An 18,846-nucleotide genomic window follows, 5' to 3' on the forward strand; every position below is an offset into this window, starting at 1 on the left:
GCCCCATTCCCAGTTCCCGCTCCTGGGCGGCTTGAACCCGCTCCGGCCCGTCCCCACCTCCCGGGAAACGCCCGGAGGCCGAATGGACCCGAGTCACAACCCCCACGTCTTCCACGCCACCACCATCGTGTCGGTGCGCCGCGACGGCCGCGTTGCGGTCGCCGGCGACGGCCAAGTCACCCTCGGCAACACGGTGATGAAGGCCAATGCGCGCAAGGTGCGCCGGCTCGGCCGCGACGGTCAGGTGCTGGCCGGCTTCGCCGGCGCCGCCGCCGACGCCTTCACCCTGTTCGAACTGTTCGAGGCCAAGCTGGAGAAGCACGGCCAGCTGACCCGCGCGGCGGTGGAGCTGGCCAAGGATTGGCGCACCGAACGCCGCCTGGGCAAGCTCGAGGCGCTGCTCGCGGTCGCCGACAAGGAGACCTCGCTGGTGATCAGCGGCACCGGCGACGTGATCGAGCCGGAGGACGGGCTGATCGCGATCGGCTCCGGCGGCATGTACGCGCTGTCCGCCGCGCGCGCGCTGCTCGCGCACACGCAACTCGACGCGCGCACCGTCGCGGTCGAGGCGATCAGCATCGCCGGTGACGTTTGCATCTACACCAACCGCAACGTCGTGGTCGAAGAGCTGTGAGGCCGGGACCGGGGATTCGGCACCGGATTCGAACCCCCCGCTCCCGGCCCCGCTTCGGCCATTCCCCCAATCCCCATATTCCCGAATCCCGGCTCGATGAAACCCGACACCAGCAACGCCACCATGACGCCGCGCGAGATCGTGCAGGAGCTCGACCGGCACATCATCGGCCAGCACGCGGCCAAGCGCGCGGTCGCGATCGCCCTGCGCAACCGCTGGCGGCGCATGCAGCTGCCGCCGGAGCTGCGCAACGAGGTGATGCCGAAGAACATCCTGATGATCGGCCCGACCGGCGTCGGCAAGACCGAGATCGCGCGGCGCCTGGCGACGCTGGCGAACGCGCCGTTCGTCAAGGTCGAGGCGACCCGCTTCACCGAGGTCGGCTACGTCGGCAAGGACGTGGAGCAGATCGTCCGCGACCTGGCCGACACCGCGGTGAAGATGTACCGCGAGCAGGCCAAGAAGCGCGTGCGCACCCAGGCCGAGGAGCGCGCCGAGGAGCGCATCCTCGACGCGCTGCTGCCCCGGCGCGCCGAGCCGCCGACGGTGTTCGGCTTCAACCCGGCCGAGGCGGCCAAGGACGAGCCTTCCGCCGAGGAGAACGAAACCCGCGCCAAGCTGCGCAAGCAGCTGCGCAGCGGCGCTTTCGACGACCGCGAGATCGAGATCGACACCTCGGTCAATGTGGGCGTCGACATCATGGCCCCGCCCGGCATGGAGGAGATGGGCCAGCAGCTGCGGCAGATGTTCTCGCAGGTGGCCGGCGCCAAGACCCACAAGCGGCGCCTGCCGATCCGCACCGCGCGCGCGCAGCTGATCGAGGAGGAGGCGGCCAAGCTGGTCAACGAGGACGAAGTGCGCGAGGCCGCGATCGAGGCCTGCGAGCAGCACGGCATCGTCTTCATCGACGAGATCGACAAGGTGGCGCGGCGCAGCGAGGCCGGGGTGGTCGGCGGCGACGTCAGCCGCGAAGGCGTGCAGCGCGACCTGCTGCCGCTGGTCGAAGGCTCGACCGTCAGCACCAAGTACGGCCCGGTCAAGACCGACCACATCCTGTTCATCGCCTCCGGCGCGTTCCACCTGGCCAAGCCCAGCGACCTGATCCCGGAGTTGCAGGGGCGCTTCCCGATCCGCGTGGAACTGTCGGCGCTGAGCAAGGACGACTTCGTCCGCATCCTCACCGAGCCGCGCGCGGCGCTGACCACGCAGTACGTCGAGCTGCTCAGGACCGAAGGCGTGAACCTGTCGTTCGCGCCCGAGGCGATCGAGCGGCTGGCGGAAATCGCCGCGCAGGTCAACGAGCGCCAGGAGAACATCGGCGCCCGCCGCCTGCACACCGTGCTCGAGCGCCTGCTCGACGCGCTCAGCTACGAGGCGCCCGACCGCGACGGCCAGACCGTGATCATCGACCGCGCCTACGTCGACGCGCACCTGGGCGAGCTGATCCAGGATCCGGACCTGAGCCGCTACATCCTCTGAGCGGCGCGCCCGCGCGGCGCCGACGCGGGCGCCGCCCTATGGCCGCGCGGAACGCGTATCCGCCGGCGATCGGCCGCTGGAACCCGGTCGCGCACGCACTCCGCCCGCAGCGGTTTTCGTGCGCGCGCGGATCGCCTGCCGGAGCATGGCCGGCGCCGGTGCCGACGAATGCAGCGCCTTACCGGCCGCCGGCGCGCGCCTCCGCGCGCCAGCGCCACAGCCCCACGGCCAGCGGCGACGCCGCCAGCACCAGCAGCAGCGCGTCCCAGGCGCCGTCGGCCAGCAGCAGTCCGACGATGCCGCAGGCGCTGGCCAGCGCCAGTACGATCACGGCCTTGAGGGCGTCGCGGCCTTTCATGCGATGGCTCCTTCGCGCTTGCCGTTGCCGTTGCGGCGGCGACGGCGGTCCCACCACAGCCAGGCGCCGTTGGCGGTGATGAACAAGGTCAGCCAGGTGCACAGCGTCCACAGCAGCTTCAGCGCCAGGCCGCCGTAGTCGCCGAAGTGGAACGGCTGCGACAGCCAGATCGCCTGCAGGTACCACGGCGGCTGCTTCACCGTCGCGACCTGGCCGGTTTCGCCGTCGACCAAGGCGATCTGGTACATGCGCTCCTTCAGCCCCTCCTTGCCGCTGAGGAACACGGTGTAGTGGCGCTGGGTCGAGTAGTCGGTGTCCGGCCAGATCACCGACAGCACCTTGCCGTCGGGCACCGCGCGCGCCGCCGCCTGCCAGGCCTGGTCGACGGTCGCGACCGGCTTGCGCGGGTCGGCCATGGCGCCGCCGAACCGCGCCTGCAGGCGCGGCAGTTCGGTGCCCTGCCAGATGCCGGCCGCCAGCGTGCCGAAGCCGAGCATCAGCCCCGTGACGGTCACCACCAGCGCCCAGCCCAGCACCACCGCGCCGATGAAGTTGTGCAGGTCCAGCTGCAGCAGCCGCGCGCCGCGCCCGCGGCGCAGCACGCCGAAGGCGATGCGCTTGACGTAGGGCGCGTACACCACCAGCCCGGACAGCAGCGAGATCAGCACCAGCAGCGCGATCAGCGCGCCGATCAACTCGCCGACGGGGCCGAGGAACCAGTTCGCGTGCAGCGTCAGCAGGAACCCGGTGAGCGTCTTCTCCAGGTCGACGCCGCCGACCAGCTGCGCGGTGGACTGGTCCGCGAAGTGGAACACCGAGCGGTCGTAGCCGCGGTCCCCGGGCGGCGCGGTGGCCACCATCACCACGCCGGGATGGTCCTCCTCCATCGCCACGCTGAGGATCCGTTGATCCGGGAACTTCGCCTGCACCGCCGCCACCGAATCGGCCATCGGCCGCGGCGGCGCGGCCTGGCTCAGCTCGGGCACCACGCCCATCGCGTGGTCGATCTCCTCGTGGAAGATCAGCACCGTGCCGGTCAGGCACAGGATCAGGAACGGGATCGTCGCGATCAGGCTGGTCCAGCGGTGCAGCCAGAGATTGACGCGGAACCAGCGCGACGCCGGACCCGTCCGGGCCGGGGCCTGCTGCGCGTTGGGGGCGATGCCGGAATCGGGGGCCATGGCGTGCTCGCTCTCGAAAGGCGCGGAGTTGGCGGTCAGAAGTTCAGTTCGACGCCGACGCCGTAGCTGCGCGGCCGCGGCAGCGTGGCGACGTCGTCGGCGGCGGTGGCGCCGGGGGTGATCAGCAAAGGCGTGTCGTCGTCGAGCAGGTTATCGACGAAGGCGAACAGGTGGGCGATGCCGATGCGGTAGCCGGCCTTGGCGTCGAGCAGCCAGTACGGCTCGGTCTTGCCGCGCGGGTGGTTGTCGATGCTGGAGTGGTAGGCGTCGGAGTAGCGCGCGTTCGCGCTGAGCTCGAAGCCGTTGCCGGCGACCCAGGCGAAGCCGAGGTTGGCGGTGGCGGCGGGCGCGTTGGCGAACTCGTGGCCCTCGATGTTCGAGTCCGGGTAGTCGGTGACCTCGGTCCGGAGCAGGCCGAGATCGCCGTGCACGGTCAGGCCCGGCGCGGCCAGCCAGCGCAGGCCGAGCTCGGCGCCATAATTGCGGGCGCGGTCGGCGTTGCGCACGATCACCGACCACACCGACGGATCCGGGTTGAGGTCGAACGGCAGCTGCATGTCGCGGTATTCGCCGTAGAACACGTTGCCGGTCAGCTGCATCCGGCCGCCGAGCAGGTCGCCGCGGAAATAGGCCTCGTAGTTGTTCACGTACTCCGGATCGAAGCTGTAGCTGACGATCGGGAAGTCGTAGGTGATGCCCCCGCCGCCGCCGTTGTAGCCGCGCGCGGCGGTGACGCCGAGCGTCCAGGCCTCGTCCGGCCGCCAGGCCAGGCCGAGCTTGGGCAGGAAGGTCTCGTAGGTTTCGTCGATGTCGATCGCCACGAACGTGCCGTCGCCGCCGCGGCGGCGGTGGCGCTCGCGCTCGAAGCGCGCGCCGAGGGTCAGGTCCAGGTCCTCGCGCAGCGCGACCGTGCCCTCGCCGAACAGCGCCGCGGTGTCGACGCGATCGTCCAGGTGCTCGTCGGCGGGGAAGTCGATGAATTCGTTCTGGTCGGCGCGGTACAGGTACACGCCGGCCACGCCGGCCAGGCGCCCGTCGCCGCGCGCCAGGCGCAGGCGCGGCTCGAGCACGTACTCCTCGCCGTCGATGCGGGCGAAGCCGGTGCCGGCCTCGGCGCGGCGCTCCACGTACAGGTCGTTGACCGAGAGCAGGTTCTCGAACGCCAGCCGCGGCGCGAACCGCCACTGCGTATCGACGATGCCGGTGCGCGCGCGCGGCGCGAACACCGGCATGCGCGGGAAGTCCGACACGTGCCCGCCGAACGGCCGGCGCTCGGTCACCACCTGCGGCCCGTGCGCGTCGGCGTGCTGCAGCGTGACCACGGTGCGGAAGCCGTCGAGCGCCTCCGGCTCGAACAGCAGCTTGCCGCGCAGCGTGCGCACGGCGAAGTCCTCGGGATCCTTCACGCCCGGGTACGGCTCGAAATCGACGAAGCTGCGCCAGGTCTGGAAGTCGCCGGCGATGCGGTAGGCGACCTGGTCCGAGAGCGGCCCGGACAGGTAGAACGCCGTCTGCGCGCGGCGCTGGCTGCCGGCGAGCAGGCGGATCCCGGCTTCGCTTTCCCAGGTCGGCTCGCGGGTGCGGATCGCCAGCGTGCCGGCCACGGCGTTGCGGCCCTGCAGCGTGCTCTGCGGGCCGCGCAGCATCTCCACCTGCTCCACGTCCCACATCGACAGGTTGCCGAACACCACTTCGTTGTAGCTGGCCGGGCGGCCGTCGATCTGCACGTTCAGGCGCGGGCGGCTGCCGGCGAAGAACGCGTCGGCGCCCTGCGCCGGGCCGGTGCCGTCGACGCCGCGCACCGCCGGCGCCAGGTTGCTGGTCCCGGTGCCGGTGACGTTGGCGATGTTGCCCAGCACGTCGTTGCTGTCGTCCAGCCCGCGCTGCTCCAGCGCCGTGCGGTCCAGCACCACGGCGCTGGTCGCGGTGTCCTTCAGCGAGCGCTCGGTGCGCTCGGCGGTCACGGTGATGTTGTCCAGGGTGACCGCGTCGGCCGACGCCGCCAGGCCGGCCTGGCCGTGGGCGGAGCCGGCGGCGAGCGCGAGCGCCAGGAACGGGAGCGGGATGCGCATCTTGGGCGGGAGGCCGGATCGGTGGGGCGCCCTACTCTAGTGGAATCAAGAATCATTCGCAAAAAGTGGCGGATCCGCCAGCCGCCGGGGCCGGCGGGCGGAGACGTCCGCGTTCCGCCCCCGGCTCCGGAAGGCGCATGCGAGCCGCGTCGCGGCTGGACCCGGGCGGCGGCGGCCGCGAATGCGCGATCGAGCCGGCGTCGGCCGGGATCGCGCGGCGTCGCACGCAGTTGCCGCACCACGGCCTTGGAGCGCCGGGTTCCCGCCTGTCCGCGCGCACCTGGCGGTGCCGCCGGGCCGCGCGGCGGCTCAGCCGTTGGTGTAGCTGGCGTTGCCCAGGCCGGTGCCGATGGTCAGCACGCCCCAGCGGCGGGCCTTGCGCATGGTCCGGCGCGCGCTCAGGCCCTGCACCACCGCATCGTTGTGCAGCACCACGGCGGGCCGGCGGCCGTCGATCCGGTCCAGGCGCCGGTCCAGCTCGCGCGGCAGGTTGAACGGCGTTTCCCAGTCGCCGGGCAGGTTCTGCGCGCCCTGCGAGATGCCGCCGTCGGCCTCGATTTGGCCCGGACAGGCGATGCCGACGAACGGCGCCAGGCGGATGCCCAGCGTGCGCGCCTGGGCGGCGAGCCCGTTGAGCATGCCGGCGAGCCGCGCCACCGCGTCGCCGCGGTCCGGATCGTCGTTGGCATGGCGCCATTGCAGCCGCTCCAGCACGCGCGCCTTGGCGCCGCCCTCGTCGCGGTCCAGACGGTGCTCGACGATGCCGCAGCGCAGGTTCGAGCCGCCGATGTCGACCGCGAGAAACGCGTCGTACCGCGAGCCGACCGCTTCCGGCAGCAACGGCACCCAGCCGAGCAGCCCGCCCTCGTCGGGGTCGTGCGGCAGCACTTCCAACCCGACGCCGGCACGCGCTTCCTTCAACGCCCGCGCCGCGCGCCGGATCGCGAGCGCGCCGAACTTGCTCTCGGGCAGGCCGCCGCCGAGCACGATGCCTTCGACGCCGTCCCATTCCGGCTGGGCGAGGAAACAGCGCACTACCTCGGCCAGGCGCAGCGCGTAGCGCTCCACCGCGACGTGCACCAGGTGCGCCGCGTCCGGATCGCCGCCGATCATCACCAGGTCGATCGCCTTCTTGCCGAGCTCGGCGCTGGGCTTCTTGCCGAACGGATCCTTGCCGGTGCGATGGCGCTTGCGCACCTCGTCCAGCAGTTCGCGGAACGCCGTCTGGCTGGCGCGGTCGCCGAGAAAGCCGTCGCCGTCCGGGTCGCGGATGGCGAGGTTGTAGCCGTCGATCGTCAGACCGGGCAGCCGCGTCGCGCCGTGGCGGCCGCGGTGGTCGGGGGATTCGGAGCGGGTGCGCTTGCCCATGCGGAACGGAGCCGGGTTCGGCCGGAAGTCGCGACCCGCGATTCTGGGCCGCGCGCCGATCAAGGCCGCGTCATTCGCCCGCGCCAGCCCGGGCGCGCTGGGGCGGCTGCGCGGATCCGGCGCGGCGGCCTCGCCGCGATGCAGGCGCCGCCTCGACGCGCCGCCGTCGCGCGCGCGAGCACGGCCTGTCCCGGCTCGATGCGCTCGCCGCCGCGCACGCGATCAGCGGGCGCCGGGCTCCACCGCGCCGCTCACTTCGACCGGGCCGTCGAGTTCGGCGCCGGTGTCCACCGGCAGGCGCTCGGCCTTGCCGTCGCGGCCGACGCGCAGGACGAAACTGCCTTCCCGGCGCAGGATCACCGCGTCGCGAGGCACCGCCACCACCGCGCGCGGCGCGGCGCTGGGCAGGCCGATGTCCACCGCGCTGCCGATGGGCAGCGCTTCGCCGTGGAGCGCGACGCGCGGTTCGAACAGGCGCGAGCTGCTGAAATCACCTGAATTTTGCGGACTTTCATGGTGGGCCCACCAGGATTCGAACCTGGAACCAAGGGATTATGAGTCCCCTGCTCTGACCGTTGAGCTATAGGCCCATCGGGCGTGCATGTTACAGCGCGGGTGGAGCCGGCGCGCGGCATCTCCGCCGCTGCGGCGGGGTATGTAGCACCATGTTCGCTTCTTCCGCCGCCATCGCGCGAGCGTCGGCGTGCCCCCTGGGCGGTGTTCGGCCGCCCGGCCTACCTTTCAGGAGACGCCACGCGATTCCCGCGCTTTTCCCCTCTACGCGCGGCGGCGTGCGCCGCGCTGCTGGCCGTCGCCGCGCCCGCTGCCGCCGCAGGCGCGCCGCTGCGGCAGGTACCCGGCTACTACCACCAGGTCCTGGGCGAGCTGCGCGTGACCGCGCTGTTCGACGGCGTGGTGCCCCTGACGCGGCAGGAACTGCAGGGCGTGGACGACGCGGCCGAGGATGCGCTGCTGCGCCGCCAGTACGTGCCGGAAACACCGGCCGGCCTGCAGACCGCGGTCAACGCCTACCTGGTGCGCGCGCCGGGCCACGCCGTGCTGGTCGATACCGGCACCGCCGACTGCTTCGGCGACGGCCTCGGCCAGGTGCTGGCCAACCTGCGCGCTGCGGGGATCGCGCCCGGGGATATCGGCACGGTGCTGCTGACGCATGCGCACCCGGACCACATGTGCGGATTGCTCGATGTGGAAGGCCGGATGGCGTAGCCGAATGCGACCGTGTGGCTGGCGCAGGCCGACGCGGATTACGGGTTGTCGGAGGCGTAGGAAGCGAACGCCGCGGACGGGCTGCGCTGGCTGTTCGCCAAGGCGCGGCGGGCGGCCGCACCGTACCGGGCGAAGGGCAGGCTGCGCCTGTTCGCACCCGGCGCGGCGATGCCGGCAGGGGTGGCCGCGCTGGATTCCAGCGGACACACGCCGGGGCATACCTCCTACCTGTTCGACGGGCGTCGCGGGCAGAAGCTGCTGGCGTGGGGCGACATCGTCCACTACCACGCAGTGCAGTTCGCCCGGCCGGACGCATCGCACGAAGGCGACAGTGACCGCGCGCGGGCGATCGCCGCCCGACGCGGGCTGATGGAGCGCACCGCGACCGAGGGTTGGTGGCTGGCCGGCGCGCATCTGCCGTTCCCGGGCCTGGGGCATGTGCGCAAGGAGGACGAGGCCTACGCCTGGGTGCCCGGGGAGTTCGCGCCGCTGCCCTGAGGCGGCGGCCGGCCCCGCCGCTGCGCCCGGCTCGCCCAGGCGCCGCCGCCCTGCCGCCTCCCTTCATGCGCAGGGAGGAAGGTCGGAGCGCCGTTCAGCGCGCCGACATCGAATAGGGCCGCTGCGCGGGATCGGTGGCCCACCGCGTGTTCGGCTGCGCCTGCATCACGAACCGCAGTTCGCCGCCGGCGAGGATCTCCTCGTGGCGCAGGTAGGCGCGCGGCAGCTCCTTGCCGTCCAGCAGCACCCGGCCCACGTACGGCTTCGCATCGCCCAGGCCCTCGGCGACCACGGTGAAGCGCTTGCCGTTGGGCAGGTTCAGCGTCGCCCGCGGCAGGAACGGCCGGCCGATCACGTACTCGTTGCTGCCCGGCGCGACCGGGTAGAAGCCCAACGCGGTGAACACGTACCAGGCCGACATCTGGCCGAGGTCGTCGTTGCCGGCCAGGCCATCGGGGCGCGGCGCGTACTGCGTGGCCATGATCCGCGCCAGCCGCGCCTGGGTGCGCCAGGGTTGCCCGGCGTAGGCGTACAGGTAGGCGACGTGGTGGCTGGGCTCGTTGCCGTGCGCATACCAGCCGATCAGGCCGGTGATGTCCTCCATGTGCGCGAAGATCTCCGGGTCGACCTGCGCGTCGAACACCTGGTCGAGCCTGGCCAGCAACCGGTCCTCGCCGCCGTGCGCGCGCGCCAGCCCAGCCACGTCGTGCGGCACGTACCAGGAGTACTGCCAGGCGTTGCCTTCGGTGTAGTCGCTGCCGTAGCCGCTGGCGGCGGGATCGAACGGTTCGCGCAAGGCGCCGTCGCGCTTGCGCGCGCGCATGAAGCCGGTAGCCGGGTCGAAGACGTGGCGCCAGTTGGCGGCGCGCTTCTCGAAGCGCGCGGCGATCTCCTCCCGCCCCATCGCCCGCGCCATGCGCGCGATGGTCCAGTCGTCGAAGGCGTACTCCAGCGTCTTCGACGCGGCCTCGCCCTCCTCGTCGATCGGCACGTAGCCCAGCTGCATGTACTGCGCCAGGCCGTCGTAGGGCCCGTAGCTGGCGCTGGCGACCATCGCCGCGAGCGCCTCGTCGGCGTCGAAGCCGCGGATCCCCTTCAGGTAGGCGTCGGCGATCACCGGCACCGCGTGGTAGCCGATCATGCACCACGTCTCCAGGCCGTGGAACGACCACACCGGCAGCACGCCGTAGGGGCTGTGCCGCCGGTGCGCGAGCAGCGAGTTGACGAAGTCGGCGTTGCGCTGCTCCGGCTGCACCAGGGTGAGCAGCGGATGCAGCGCGCGATAGGTGTCCCACAACGAGAACGTCGAGTAGTGGGTAAAGCCCTGCGCCTGGTGCACGGCGTTGTCGGGGCCGCGGTAGCGGCCGTCGACGTCCATGAACAGCGTGGGGCCGAGCAGCGCGTGGTAGAGCGCGGTGTAGAAGCTGCGGCGCGCGGGCGCCGGCGCGTCGACGTCGATCGCCGCCAGCGCCCGGGTCCATTGCACGCGCGCGTCCGCGCGCACGCGGTCGAAGTCCCAGTACGGCACCTCGGCATCGAGATTCGCGATTGCCCCTTCCTCGCTCACCGGGGAGATCGCGACCTTGACCAGCAGCGGCTCCTGGGTCCGGCCGAAGTCGAACGCGGCGACCAGCTGGCGCCCCTCGATTTGCGCGCGCTGGCGCGGGTCCTTGTCGCCCGGCGGCGGGAAGCCCTTGTACGGCAGGTCCTGCTCGGTGTCGTGCAGCTGGTGGCCGCTCGGCGCGCGCGAGAAGCGCAGCGCGAAGTACAGCTGCCGGCCCGGCGCCCAGCCGCGGGTCTCGCGGAAGCCGGTGACGGTGCCGTCCGGGCGCACGCGCAGGCGCGACCACAGCACCTTGCCGGGATAGTCGTACATGCTGGTACGCAGGTCGATCACCACGTGCGCCGGCTTGCCCTGCGGGAAGCGGTAGCGGTGCACGCCGACGCGGGCGGTGGCGGTCAGTTCGGCACGGATGCCGTAGTCGTCGAGCGTGACCGCGTAGTAGCCCGGCTGCGCGACCTCGTCGTCATGGCGGAAGCGCGAGGTATAGCCGCTGCCGGGCCGGTCCGGGTCGCCGCGCTCGAGCTTCGGCTCGCCGGACACCGGCATCAGCAGCACGTCGCCGAGGTCGGAATGGCCGGTGCCGGAGAAGTGCGTGTGCGAGAAGCCGACGATGGTGCGGTCGTCGTAGCGGTAGCCCGCGGCCCAGCCGTAGCCGTCCTTGCGCGGCTGGATGCGCGTGTCCGGGCTGAGCTGGACCATGCCGAACGGCACCGTCGCCCCCGGATAGGTATGGCCCTCGCCGCCGGTGCCGATGAAGGGGTCGACCGCGGCGTAGGCGCGCGCTCCCGCGCCGGGGGCGGGCGCGCCCAGCGCCGGGCCGCTCGCGAGTCCCCAGATGCCGAACAGCGACAGCATGGCGGTCAGGCGCGAACGATGCGGCATCGGGCGGCTCCCTGGAGGCGTTTGGATCGGTTGAATCCGCGAACCGTACCACTCCGCCGCCGCCCTTGGCACCGCGTCTGCTGACGATACGGTGTCAGCACCTGGCGGCTAGGCTGGTCCCGGTCCCCAACGAGGAGCGTTGCGATGAACACCGAGCAAGTCGCCCGGCGTCTGGTCGAACTGTGCCGCGCCGGCGAGTACGACAAGGCCCAGGAAGAGCTGTACGCGCCCGATGCCGTCAGCATCGAGATGGAGGGCGCCGGCGGCGACGGCATGCCCGTGCGGGTCGAGGGCATGGAGGCGATCCGCGAGAAGGGCCGCAAGTGGGCCGAGAACCTGGTCGGGATCCATGCCCAGCGGGTCAGCGAACCGGTGGTCGCCGGCGACTGGTTCAGCGTCGCCATGGGCATCGACGCCACCTACAAGGACAGGGGACGGATGCCGATGGAGGAGATCTGCGTGTACCAGGTGCGCGGCGGCAGGATCGTGCGCGAGCAGTTCTTCTACAGCCTGGGCTAGCCGCCATGCGCGCGGATGCCTCGGGCCCGGCATCGGCGTGCCCATCGGACCGGGCGGGCGATCCGCTCGGGCGTCCGCACGCCGGGTCGTCGGCCCTTGCGGCCGGGGGCGTTGCCGGCGGCCGGCGCCGCGGAGGGCGCGGAAAAGGAAAGGCCCGCGCGGGGCGGGCCTTTCGTCGCAGCGATGCCGCGCTCAGTCGATGTCGAGGAACGAGCGCAGCTGCTCCGAGCGGCTCGGGTGGCGCAGCTTGCGCAGGGCCTTGGCCTCTATCTGGCGGATGCGCTCGCGGGTGACGTCGAACTGCTTGCCGACCTCTTCCAGGGTGTGGTCGGTGTTCATGTCGATGCCGAAGCGCATGCGCAGCACCTTGGCCTCGCGCGGGGTCAGGCCGGCCAGCACCTCGCGCACGGTCTCGGTGAGGTTGATGTTGGTGGTGGCCTCGATCGGGGACTCGATGTTGGTGTCCTCGATGAAGTCGCCCAGGTGCGAATCCTCGTCGTCGCCGATCGGCGTCTCCATCGAGATCGGCTCCTTGGCGATCTTCATCACCTTGCGGATCTTGTCCTCGGGCATGTCCATCTCCTTGGCCAGCTCCTCCGGGGTCGGCTCGCGGCCGTACTGCTGGAGCATCTGGCGGGAGATGCGGTTGAGCTTGTTGATCGTCTCAATCATGTGCACCGGGATGCGGATGGTGCGCGCCTGGTCGGCGATCGAGCGGGTGATCGCCTGGCGGATCCACCAGGTGGCGTAGGTCGAGAACTTGAAGCCGCGACGGAACTCGAACTTGTCCACCGCCTTCATCAGGCCGATGTTGCCCTCCTGGATCAGGTCCAGGAACTGCAGGCCGCGGTTGGTGTACTTCTTGGCGATGGAGATCACCAGGCGCAGGTTGGCCTCGACCATCTCCTTCTTGGCCTTGCGCGCTTTGGCCTCGCCGTAGGCCATCTGCCGGCTGATGTCCTTGATCTCGGCGAGGGTCAGGTAGTTGGCCTGCTCGATCGCGATCGTCGCCTGCTGCTCGGCGACGATCTGGTCCTTGACCTCGCGCAGGCCGCTGGACCACTTCTGCTTGCGCTTGAGCAGCTCGTCCACCCAGCCGAGGTTGGTCTGGTTGCCTTCCCAGGCGCGGATGAAGTCCTTGCGCGGCATCTTCGCCACGCGCGTGGCCAGGTCGAGGATGCGGCGCTCGTGCTCCTTGATCTGGTTGACCACGTCGCGCAGGTTCTTGACCAGCTGGTCGGTCAGCGGCAGCGGCAGCTTGAAGGTGACGAACACCGCGGCCATGTCCTCGCGCAGCTTGGTCACGGTCTTGTGGCTGGGGCCGTGCTTGGCGTAGGCCTTGAGGAACTTGTTGTAGTGGCCGGCGAGCTGCTCCATGCGCGCGGCGACCTCGACCGGGTCGGGGCCGGTCACGGTCTCCTCGGCCTCGCCGTCGGCGGCGGCCACCTCTTCCTCTTCGTCGTCCGCGGCGACGTCGGCCTCCTCGACCAGCTCCGCGGCCGGCGGCGCGGCCTCCTCGTCGAGGTGGTCGTTGAAGCCGACGATGATCTCGGCCAGGCGCTTCTTGCCGGCCTTGTGCAGCTCGTAGTCGGCGAGGATCGAGGCGATGGTGGCCGGGAACACGCCGAGCGAGGCCTGGACCTGGCCCAGGCCCTCCTCGATGCGCTTGGCGATCGCGATCTCGCCCTCGCGGGTCAGCAGCTCCACCGTGCCCATCTCGCGCATGTACATGCGCACCGGGTCGGTGGTGCGGCCGCCCTCGCCGTCGAGCGCGGTCAGCGCCGCGGCGGCTTCCTCGGCCGCGGTGTCGTCGACCTCGCGGCCGCCGGTGGTGCCTTCGGCGAGCAGCAGCGTCTCGGCATCGGGCGCCACTTCGTGGACCTCGATGCCCATGCCGTTGATCATGCCGATGATGTCTTCGATCTGCTCGGCGTCGACCAGGTCGTCGGGCAGGTGGTCGTTGACCTCGGCGTAGGTCAGATAGCCCTGCTCCAAGCCCTTGCTGATCAGCTGCTTGATGTCGGACGAGGGAGGCGTACGTTCGTTGGCCATGGGTTGCGCCACCGCGCTGTTGGAGGGAATGGGGAACGTTCCAGTATAGCAGGCCGGCCGCCGGGGCCGGGGCTCAGGCCCGCAACAGGAAGGTGACCGGGCCGTCGTTGACCAGGCTGACATGCATATGGGCGCCGAACCGCCCGGTTTCCACCCCCCCTGCGTGCTTTTCCCGGCAGATCGCGACCAGACGGCTGAAGACCGGTTCAGCCAGCTCCGGCGCGGCCGCGGTGCTGAAGCCGGGCCGCATGCCGCTGCGGGTGTCGGCGGCCAGGGTGAACTGGCTGACCAGCAGCAGGCCGCCGCCGGTCTCGGCCAGGCCCAGGTTCATGCGTCCGGCCTCATCGGCGAATACACGGTATCCGAGCAGCCGATCGGCCATGCGCCGCGCCTGCGCCTCGCCGTCGCCGGGTTCGATGCCGACCAGCGCCAGCAGGCCGGGGCCGATCGCGCCGACCGTGTCGCCGCCGACCCGCACCGAGGCTTCGGTGACGCGTTGGATCAATGCCAGCATCGCAGGAACCCGAGAGGCGGAACCGGGGACGAGTGTAAGGGCACGCTCGCGCGTTCGTTCCGCGTTCCTGATTTCCCGTTCCCCTCACTAAACTGCCCGGATGACCGACTTCGCCGCCCGCCTGCTCTACGCCAGCGCCTGGATGCTCGGGCGCCTGCCCTGGCCCTTGCTGCTGCGCCTGGGCGACGCGCTGGCGCTGTGGTGGCGCTGGCGCGAGGTGCGCGAGGCCCGGGTCGCCCGGGTCAACCTGGAGCTGGCCTACCCGGAACTGGCGCCGGCGCAGCGCGAGCGGCTGCGCCGCGCGATCCTGCGCACCACCGCGCGCCAGGCGCTGGAGACCGCGCGGCTGTGGACCCGCCCGCATGCGCGCAACCTCGACGAGCTGCTGGTCGAGCGCCACGGCACCGAACTGATGGACCGCGCGATCGCCGCCGGCCGCGGGGTGATCGTCGCCGCGCCGCACCACGGCAACTGGGAACTGCTGAACCAGTGGCTGGCCTGGCGCACGCCGCTGGCGATCCTGTACCGCCCGCCCGAATCCCCGGTGGTCGAGGGGTTCCTCACCCGCGTGCGCGCCGCCGCCGGCGACGCCGAGCGGGTCACCCAGGTGCGCGCCGAAGGCCCGGCGGTGCGGCAGCTGTTCAAGCGCCTGGGCGACGGCGGGGTGATCGGCATCCTGCCCGACCAGCAGCCGAAGGCCGGCGACGGCGAGTTCGCGCCGTTCTTCGGCGTGCCGGCGCTGACCATGACCCTGCTCGGGCGGCTGGCCGCGCGCACCGGCGCGGCCGTGCTGTTCGCCTGGTGCGAGCGCCTCGACGAGAGCACGCGGCCGCGCTTCGCGCTGCGCATCGAACAGGCGCCGCCGGGCATCGCCGATCCGGACCCGAAGGCCGCGGTGGCCGCGCTCAACGCCGAGGTCGAGCGCATCGCGCGGCGCGACCCGGCGCAATACCAGTGGACCTACAAACGCTATACCCTGCGCCCGCCGGGTTCCGGGGAGCCGAATCCGTACCACAACCGATAGGGGAATGAGCCGCGACGGCTCGGGAGACTCGATGCGCCGCTGGATGCCGACCTTCGCCCTCGTGCTCGCCTTGCTCGGCCCGTCCCGCGTCGCCGCCGACGATCTGGCCGAAATGAACGCGGTCAGCCGCGCCTGGGACCGCTACGCGCTGCTGAGCAGCCGCGACGATCCGGCCGCGGCCGATCTGCTGGCCGCGTCGAGCCTGCGCCACTACGGCTTCCTGCGCGACGCCGCGCTGTACGCCTCGCCGGAGCAGCTGCGACGGCTGCCGCTGGTCGACCGGGTCCTGGCCTACACGCTGCGCGGCGGGCTCGACGCCGACGCGCTGGCGGCGCTGGACGAGGCCGCCGTCGCGCGGCGCTGCCTGCGCGAGGGCTGGTGCGGCGTGGCCGCGCCGGAGGAGGGCGCGACGCTGCCGCAGCTGAGCCACGTGACCCTGCTCGACGGCGGGCGCGCGGTCGGCGAGCTGGCGCCGCCGACCGGCAGCCAGTTCCAGTTCGGCCCCGAATTCGCCCGCGAGGGCGGCGCCTGGAAGGTCCGCACCGAGAGCACCGTGCCCGACGAATCGGCCCGGCTGCAGCGGCAGATCGCGCAGACCGGCGTGCCGGAGGCCGACCTGCTGCAGCAGATCGTCGCCGGCCTGCTCGGCGCCGACCCGGCACCGGCGCTGGCCGTGCTCGACCGGCCGCTGCGCGACGATCCGGCCGCGCGCACGCGCCTCAACGAGACCTGGCCCAGGTACGAGCAGGCCTACCGCGCCCGCATCGAGGCGCTGCGGCGCAAGGCCGAGGACGGCGACGGCCTGGCGATGTACGGGCTCGGCGCGCTGCTGTATTCCGGCGCGCTGCCGGCGGTGGCGCCGCAGGACCAGGCCGGCGGGCTGGCCTGGCTGGAACGCGCCAGCGACGCCGGCCACGCCCCGGCCGCGGCCCTGGTGCTGGAGGCGCTCAGCCGCGACCAGCGCCCGCCGCGCGGCCAGGCGCCGTCGCCCGAGTTCGTCGCCCGGCTCGCGCGGCACGCGCGCCGCGCCGCCGAGGGCGGCAACGGCCCGGCCATGGCCGAGTACGGCAGCCTGCTGTTCAACGGCGCCGGCGGCCTCGCGCGCGACTGCCGCCAGGCCGAGGAATGGAGCGCCCGCGCCGAGGACGCCGGCGTGCCGACCGCGCGCAACGACCGCGTCTGGTTCCTCGCCACCTGCCCGATCGCCGCCCAGCGCGATCCGCACCGCGCGCTGGCGCTGGCCGGGCACCTGATCGCCAACGCCGACACGCTGCGCTTCGCCGAACTGGATACGATCGCCGCGGCGCTGGCCGCGAACGGCCGCTACGACGAGGCCGCCGGCTACCAGCAGCGCGCGCTCGACGCCCTGCCCGAAGAGGCCGCGGCGCTGCGCCCGCGCCTGCAGCGGCGGCTGCAGGACTACCGTGCCGGCCGCGACTGGGTGCAGGACTTCGACACCTACGCGGAGCCGATGCCGTGAGCGAGGCCGGAGCGCCGCCCGCCGCGGCGGCCGAGGCGCCGTGGCAGCCGCTGCCGGCGCGGGCGCGGCCGCTGTTCGCGCTCGAGCGCGCGCTCGCGCTGGCCGTGCCCGGCGGCATCGCCGGGGGCCTGCTCGCCCTCGCCGGCGGCTGGACCCGGCCGCTGGTCCTCGGCGCCGGCGCCGCGCTGCTCGCGCTGGCGGTCGGCTACGCGATCGGCATGCGCCAGTTCCGCCACGTCGCCTGGCGCCTCGACGAGGAGGGCCTGGCGATCCGCCGCGGCCGGCTGTGGCAGCGCGAGACGCGGGTACCGGCCACGCGCGTGCAGCATCTCGACCTCAAGCGCGGGCCGTGGCAGCGCCGGCGGGCGCTGGCCACGCTGACCGTGCACACCGCCGGCACCCGCCACAGCGCGGTGACGGTGCCGCACCTGGACGCCGCCGACGCCGAGCGCCTGCGCGACCGCCTCGGCCGCCAGGGCGACGGCGACGACGCCGATGAGCAGGCCTGACCCCGCCGCGCCGGCGCCGCGCGAGCGCCGGCTGCATCCGATGTCGTGGCTGTTCGTGCTGCTGCAGCAGCTCAGGCAGTTCATCGTGCCGCTGCTGGCGCTGCTGCTGTTCGGCCGCGGCGACCGCAACGAGCTGTGGTCGCTGATCGGCGTCGGCGCGCTGGCGCTGGCGTCGCTGTGGCAGTACTTCACCTACCGCTACACGGTCGGCGAGGACGGCCTCGCCATCCGCAGCGGCCTGCTCGAGCGCAGCCTGCGGGTGATCCCGTTCGCGCGCATCCACAACGTCGCGTTGCAGCAGAACTTGCTGCACCGGCTGTTCGGCGTGGCCGAGGTGCGCCTGGAATCGGCCGGCGGCGCGCGGCCGGAGGCGGAGATGCGGGTGCTGAAGCTGGCCGACGCGCTGGCGCTGGAGGCGCTGGTGCGGCGCCACGCCACCGCCGCGGCCGAAGGCGCGGCGGCGACGCCGGCGGCGCCGTTGCTGCGCCTGGACCTGGGCGAGGTGCTGCGCCTGGGCCTGGTCTCGAACCGCGGCATGATCGTGGTCGGCGCCGGCGTCGCGGCGCTGTCGCAGACCAACCCGGAGCTGCTGCCGCGGCTGATCGGATCGTTCGGCCGGCGCCTGCTCGGCTATCTCGACGTGCACCGCTTCGGCCCGCTCGAATACGCGCTCGGCGGCGCCGGCCTGCTGCTGCTCGCGGTGGCGCTGCTGCGGCTGTTCTCGGTCGCGCTGGCCCTGCTGCAGTACCACGGCTTCCGTCTCAGCGAGCACGGCCGGCGCCTGACCGTGGAACGCGGCCTGCTCGCGCGCTGGCGCACCAGCGCCTCGCGCCGGCGGATCCAGGCCTGGACCCTGCGCGAGGGCGTGCTGCACCGCGTGCTGCGGCGGCGCAGCCTCGAAGTCGACACCGCCGTGGTCGACCGCCACGGCGGCGACCGCGGCCTGCGCGAGCTGGCGCCGATCGCGCCCCCGCACGCCTGCGACGCGCTGATCGAGCATCTGTTGCCGCAGGCGCGCTGGAACGCGCTGCCCTGGCGGCCGCTGCCGGCGGCGAGCGGGTGGCGGCTGTTCCTGCCGGCGCTGCCGGTCACCGCGCTGGTCGCCGCGCTCGCCGGCTGGCGCTTCGGCGCCTGGGGCCTGCTGGCGCTGGCCTGGCTGCCCTGGGCCGCGTACCAGGCCCGCCGGCAGGCCGCGCGCCTGGCCTATGCGCTGAACGACGCGCTCATCGCGGTGCGCGAGGGCTGGTGGAGCCGGCACTGGCGCTTCGCCGAACTGGACAAGTTGCAGGCGCTGCAGCTGGTGCGCGGCCCGCTCGACCGCCGCTGCGGCACCGCCACGTTGTGGCTCGACACCGCCGGCCGCGGCGCGATGGCGCCGCCGCTGCGGATCCGCTTCCTGCCGCTGGCCGAGGCGCGCGCGCTGTACGCCGAACTCTCGCGCACGCTGGCGCGGCGGCCGCTGCGCTGGTGACCGCGCGGCGCCGC

At 72.6% G+C, this 18,846-nt stretch carries 15 protein-coding genes, 1 tRNA gene and 1 pseudogene; 8 read left to right on the forward strand and 9 right to left on the reverse strand.

Translation table 11 applies throughout. The annotated features are described in order from the left end of the window. Positions 1-82 precede the first annotated feature (82 nt). Together hslV and hslU are read left to right on the forward strand one after the other, a co-directional pair. Complete coding sequence (hslV, locus tag EDC50_RS08140) at positions 83-634, forward strand: ATP-dependent protease subunit HslV (RefSeq protein WP_123769987.1); 552 nt, start codon at positions 83-85, stop codon at positions 632-634. Positions 635-730: 96 nt separating this feature from the next. Continuing rightward, positions 731-2,113: an ATP-dependent protease ATPase subunit HslU gene (hslU, locus tag EDC50_RS08145; RefSeq protein ID WP_123769988.1), complete on the forward strand. Its 1,383-nt coding sequence runs from the start codon at positions 731-733 to the stop codon at positions 2,111-2,113. Positions 2,114-2,291: 178 nt separating this feature from the next. Here hslU and EDC50_RS08150 read toward each other — a convergent pair whose 3' ends face one another. From EDC50_RS08150 to EDC50_RS08175, 6 genes are all read right to left on the reverse strand, one after another. Further along, positions 2,292-2,471, reverse strand: coding sequence for a hypothetical protein (locus EDC50_RS08150; protein WP_123769989.1), 180 nt, complete (start codon positions 2,469-2,471; stop codon positions 2,292-2,294). After that, positions 2,468-3,652 (reverse strand): PepSY-associated TM helix domain-containing protein, encoded by a 1,185-nt coding sequence (locus EDC50_RS08155; RefSeq protein ID WP_123769990.1) that lies wholly within the window; start codon positions 3,650-3,652, stop codon positions 2,468-2,470. The genes EDC50_RS08150 and EDC50_RS08155 overlap by 4 nt, the downstream gene beginning before the upstream one ends. A gap of 35 nt (positions 3,653-3,687) precedes the next feature. Beyond that, complete coding sequence (locus EDC50_RS08160) at positions 3,688-5,724, reverse strand: TonB-dependent receptor (protein WP_123769991.1); 2,037 nt, start codon at positions 5,722-5,724, stop codon at positions 3,688-3,690. Positions 5,725-6,033: 309 nt separating this feature from the next. Next, on the reverse strand, positions 6,034-7,092 hold the full coding sequence (locus tag EDC50_RS08165; protein ID WP_123769992.1) for an ROK family protein: 1,059 nt from the start codon (positions 7,090-7,092) through the stop codon (positions 6,034-6,036). A gap of 222 nt (positions 7,093-7,314) precedes the next feature. Next, positions 7,315-7,512: a hypothetical protein gene (locus EDC50_RS08170; RefSeq protein WP_123769993.1), complete on the reverse strand. Its 198-nt coding sequence runs from the start codon at positions 7,510-7,512 to the stop codon at positions 7,315-7,317. Positions 7,513-7,606: 94 nt separating this feature from the next. Further along, positions 7,607-7,682: transfer RNA gene (locus EDC50_RS08175), tRNA-Ile, on the reverse strand. A 211-nt stretch (positions 7,683-7,893) separates the two neighbouring features. Here EDC50_RS08175 and EDC50_RS08180 point away from each other — a divergent pair. Further along, a pseudogene (locus EDC50_RS08180) lies at positions 7,894-8,817 on the forward strand (MBL fold metallo-hydrolase). Between the two features lie 94 nt (positions 8,818-8,911). Here the strand turns inward: EDC50_RS08180 and EDC50_RS08185 are convergent. Further along, a complete protein-coding gene (locus EDC50_RS08185; protein ID WP_123769994.1) occupies positions 8,912-11,263 on the reverse strand; it encodes a GH92 family glycosyl hydrolase in 2,352 nt (783 codons plus the stop codon). Between the two features lie 144 nt (positions 11,264-11,407). Between EDC50_RS08185 and EDC50_RS08190 the strand changes: the two genes are divergently transcribed. Beyond that, positions 11,408-11,782 carry a nuclear transport factor 2 family protein gene (locus EDC50_RS08190; RefSeq protein WP_123769995.1) on the forward strand — a complete coding sequence of 125 codons (375 nt, stop codon included), beginning with the start codon at positions 11,408-11,410 and terminating at the stop codon, positions 11,780-11,782. A 192-nt stretch (positions 11,783-11,974) separates the two neighbouring features. Here the strand turns inward: EDC50_RS08190 and rpoD are convergent, their stop codons facing one another. Beyond that, a complete protein-coding gene (gene rpoD, locus EDC50_RS08195) occupies positions 11,975-13,834 on the reverse strand; it encodes an RNA polymerase sigma factor RpoD (RefSeq protein ID WP_123769996.1) in 1,860 nt (619 codons plus the stop codon). A gap of 73 nt (positions 13,835-13,907) precedes the next feature. Further along, a complete protein-coding gene (gene dtd, locus EDC50_RS08200; protein ID WP_123769997.1) occupies positions 13,908-14,348 on the reverse strand; it encodes a D-aminoacyl-tRNA deacylase in 441 nt (146 codons plus the stop codon). A 100-nt stretch (positions 14,349-14,448) separates the two neighbouring features. Between dtd and EDC50_RS08205 the strand changes: the two genes are divergently transcribed. The 4 genes from EDC50_RS08205 to EDC50_RS08220 are packed head-to-tail and all read left to right on the forward strand — an operon-like array spanning position 14,449 to position 18,832. Then, positions 14,449-15,372 carry a lauroyl acyltransferase gene (locus EDC50_RS08205; RefSeq protein WP_123769998.1) on the forward strand — a complete coding sequence of 308 codons (924 nt, stop codon included), beginning with the start codon at positions 14,449-14,451 and terminating at the stop codon, positions 15,370-15,372. 4 nt (positions 15,373-15,376) lie between these two features. Beyond that, positions 15,377-16,852: an SEL1-like repeat protein gene (locus EDC50_RS16655; protein ID WP_123769999.1), complete on the forward strand. Its 1,476-nt coding sequence runs from the start codon at positions 15,377-15,379 to the stop codon at positions 16,850-16,852. After that, positions 16,849-17,361, forward strand: a complete 513-nt coding sequence (locus EDC50_RS16660; protein ID WP_242003069.1) for a PH domain-containing protein — start codon at positions 16,849-16,851, stop codon at positions 17,359-17,361. The genes EDC50_RS16655 and EDC50_RS16660 overlap by 4 nt, the downstream gene beginning before the upstream one ends. Next, positions 17,348-18,832: a PH domain-containing protein gene (locus EDC50_RS08220; RefSeq protein ID WP_123770000.1), complete on the forward strand. Its 1,485-nt coding sequence runs from the start codon at positions 17,348-17,350 to the stop codon at positions 18,830-18,832. Before EDC50_RS16660 ends, EDC50_RS08220 begins: the two co-directional genes overlap by 14 nt. Positions 18,833-18,846: the final 14 nt, after the last annotated feature.

This window comes from Vulcaniibacterium tengchongense (genome assembly GCF_003814555.1).
Classification (GTDB): domain Bacteria; phylum Pseudomonadota; class Gammaproteobacteria; order Xanthomonadales; family Xanthomonadaceae; genus Vulcaniibacterium; species Vulcaniibacterium tengchongense.

Coding starts and splice junctions, on each gene's coding strand:
- EDC50_RS08165 (WP_123769992.1), bottom strand. CDS start 7,092: ATGGGCAAGCGCACCCGCTCCGAATCCCCCGACCACCGCGGCCGCCAC.
- EDC50_RS08185 (WP_123769994.1), bottom strand. CDS start 11,263: ATGCCGCATCGTTCGCGCCTGACCGCCATGCTGTCGCTGTTCGGCATC.
- EDC50_RS08155 (WP_123769990.1), bottom strand. CDS start 3,652: ATGGCCCCCGATTCCGGCATCGCCCCCAACGCGCAGCAGGCCCCGGCC.
- hslV (WP_123769987.1), top strand. CDS start 83: ATGGACCCGAGTCACAACCCCCACGTCTTCCACGCCACCACCATCGTG.
- EDC50_RS16655 (WP_123769999.1), top strand. CDS start 15,377: ATGAGCCGCGACGGCTCGGGAGACTCGATGCGCCGCTGGATGCCGACC.
- hslU (WP_123769988.1), top strand. CDS start 731: ATGAAACCCGACACCAGCAACGCCACCATGACGCCGCGCGAGATCGTG.
- dtd (WP_123769997.1), bottom strand. CDS start 14,348: ATGCTGGCATTGATCCAACGCGTCACCGAAGCCTCGGTGCGGGTCGGC.
- rpoD (WP_123769996.1), bottom strand. CDS start 13,834: ATGGCCAACGAACGTACGCCTCCCTCGTCCGACATCAAGCAGCTGATC.
- EDC50_RS08205 (WP_123769998.1), top strand. CDS start 14,449: ATGACCGACTTCGCCGCCCGCCTGCTCTACGCCAGCGCCTGGATGCTC.
- EDC50_RS08220 (WP_123770000.1), top strand. CDS start 17,348: ATGAGCAGGCCTGACCCCGCCGCGCCGGCGCCGCGCGAGCGCCGGCTG.
- EDC50_RS08150 (WP_123769989.1), bottom strand. CDS start 2,471: ATGAAAGGCCGCGACGCCCTCAAGGCCGTGATCGTACTGGCGCTGGCC.
- EDC50_RS08160 (WP_123769991.1), bottom strand. CDS start 5,724: ATGCGCATCCCGCTCCCGTTCCTGGCGCTCGCGCTCGCCGCCGGCTCC.
- EDC50_RS08190 (WP_123769995.1), top strand. CDS start 11,408: ATGAACACCGAGCAAGTCGCCCGGCGTCTGGTCGAACTGTGCCGCGCC.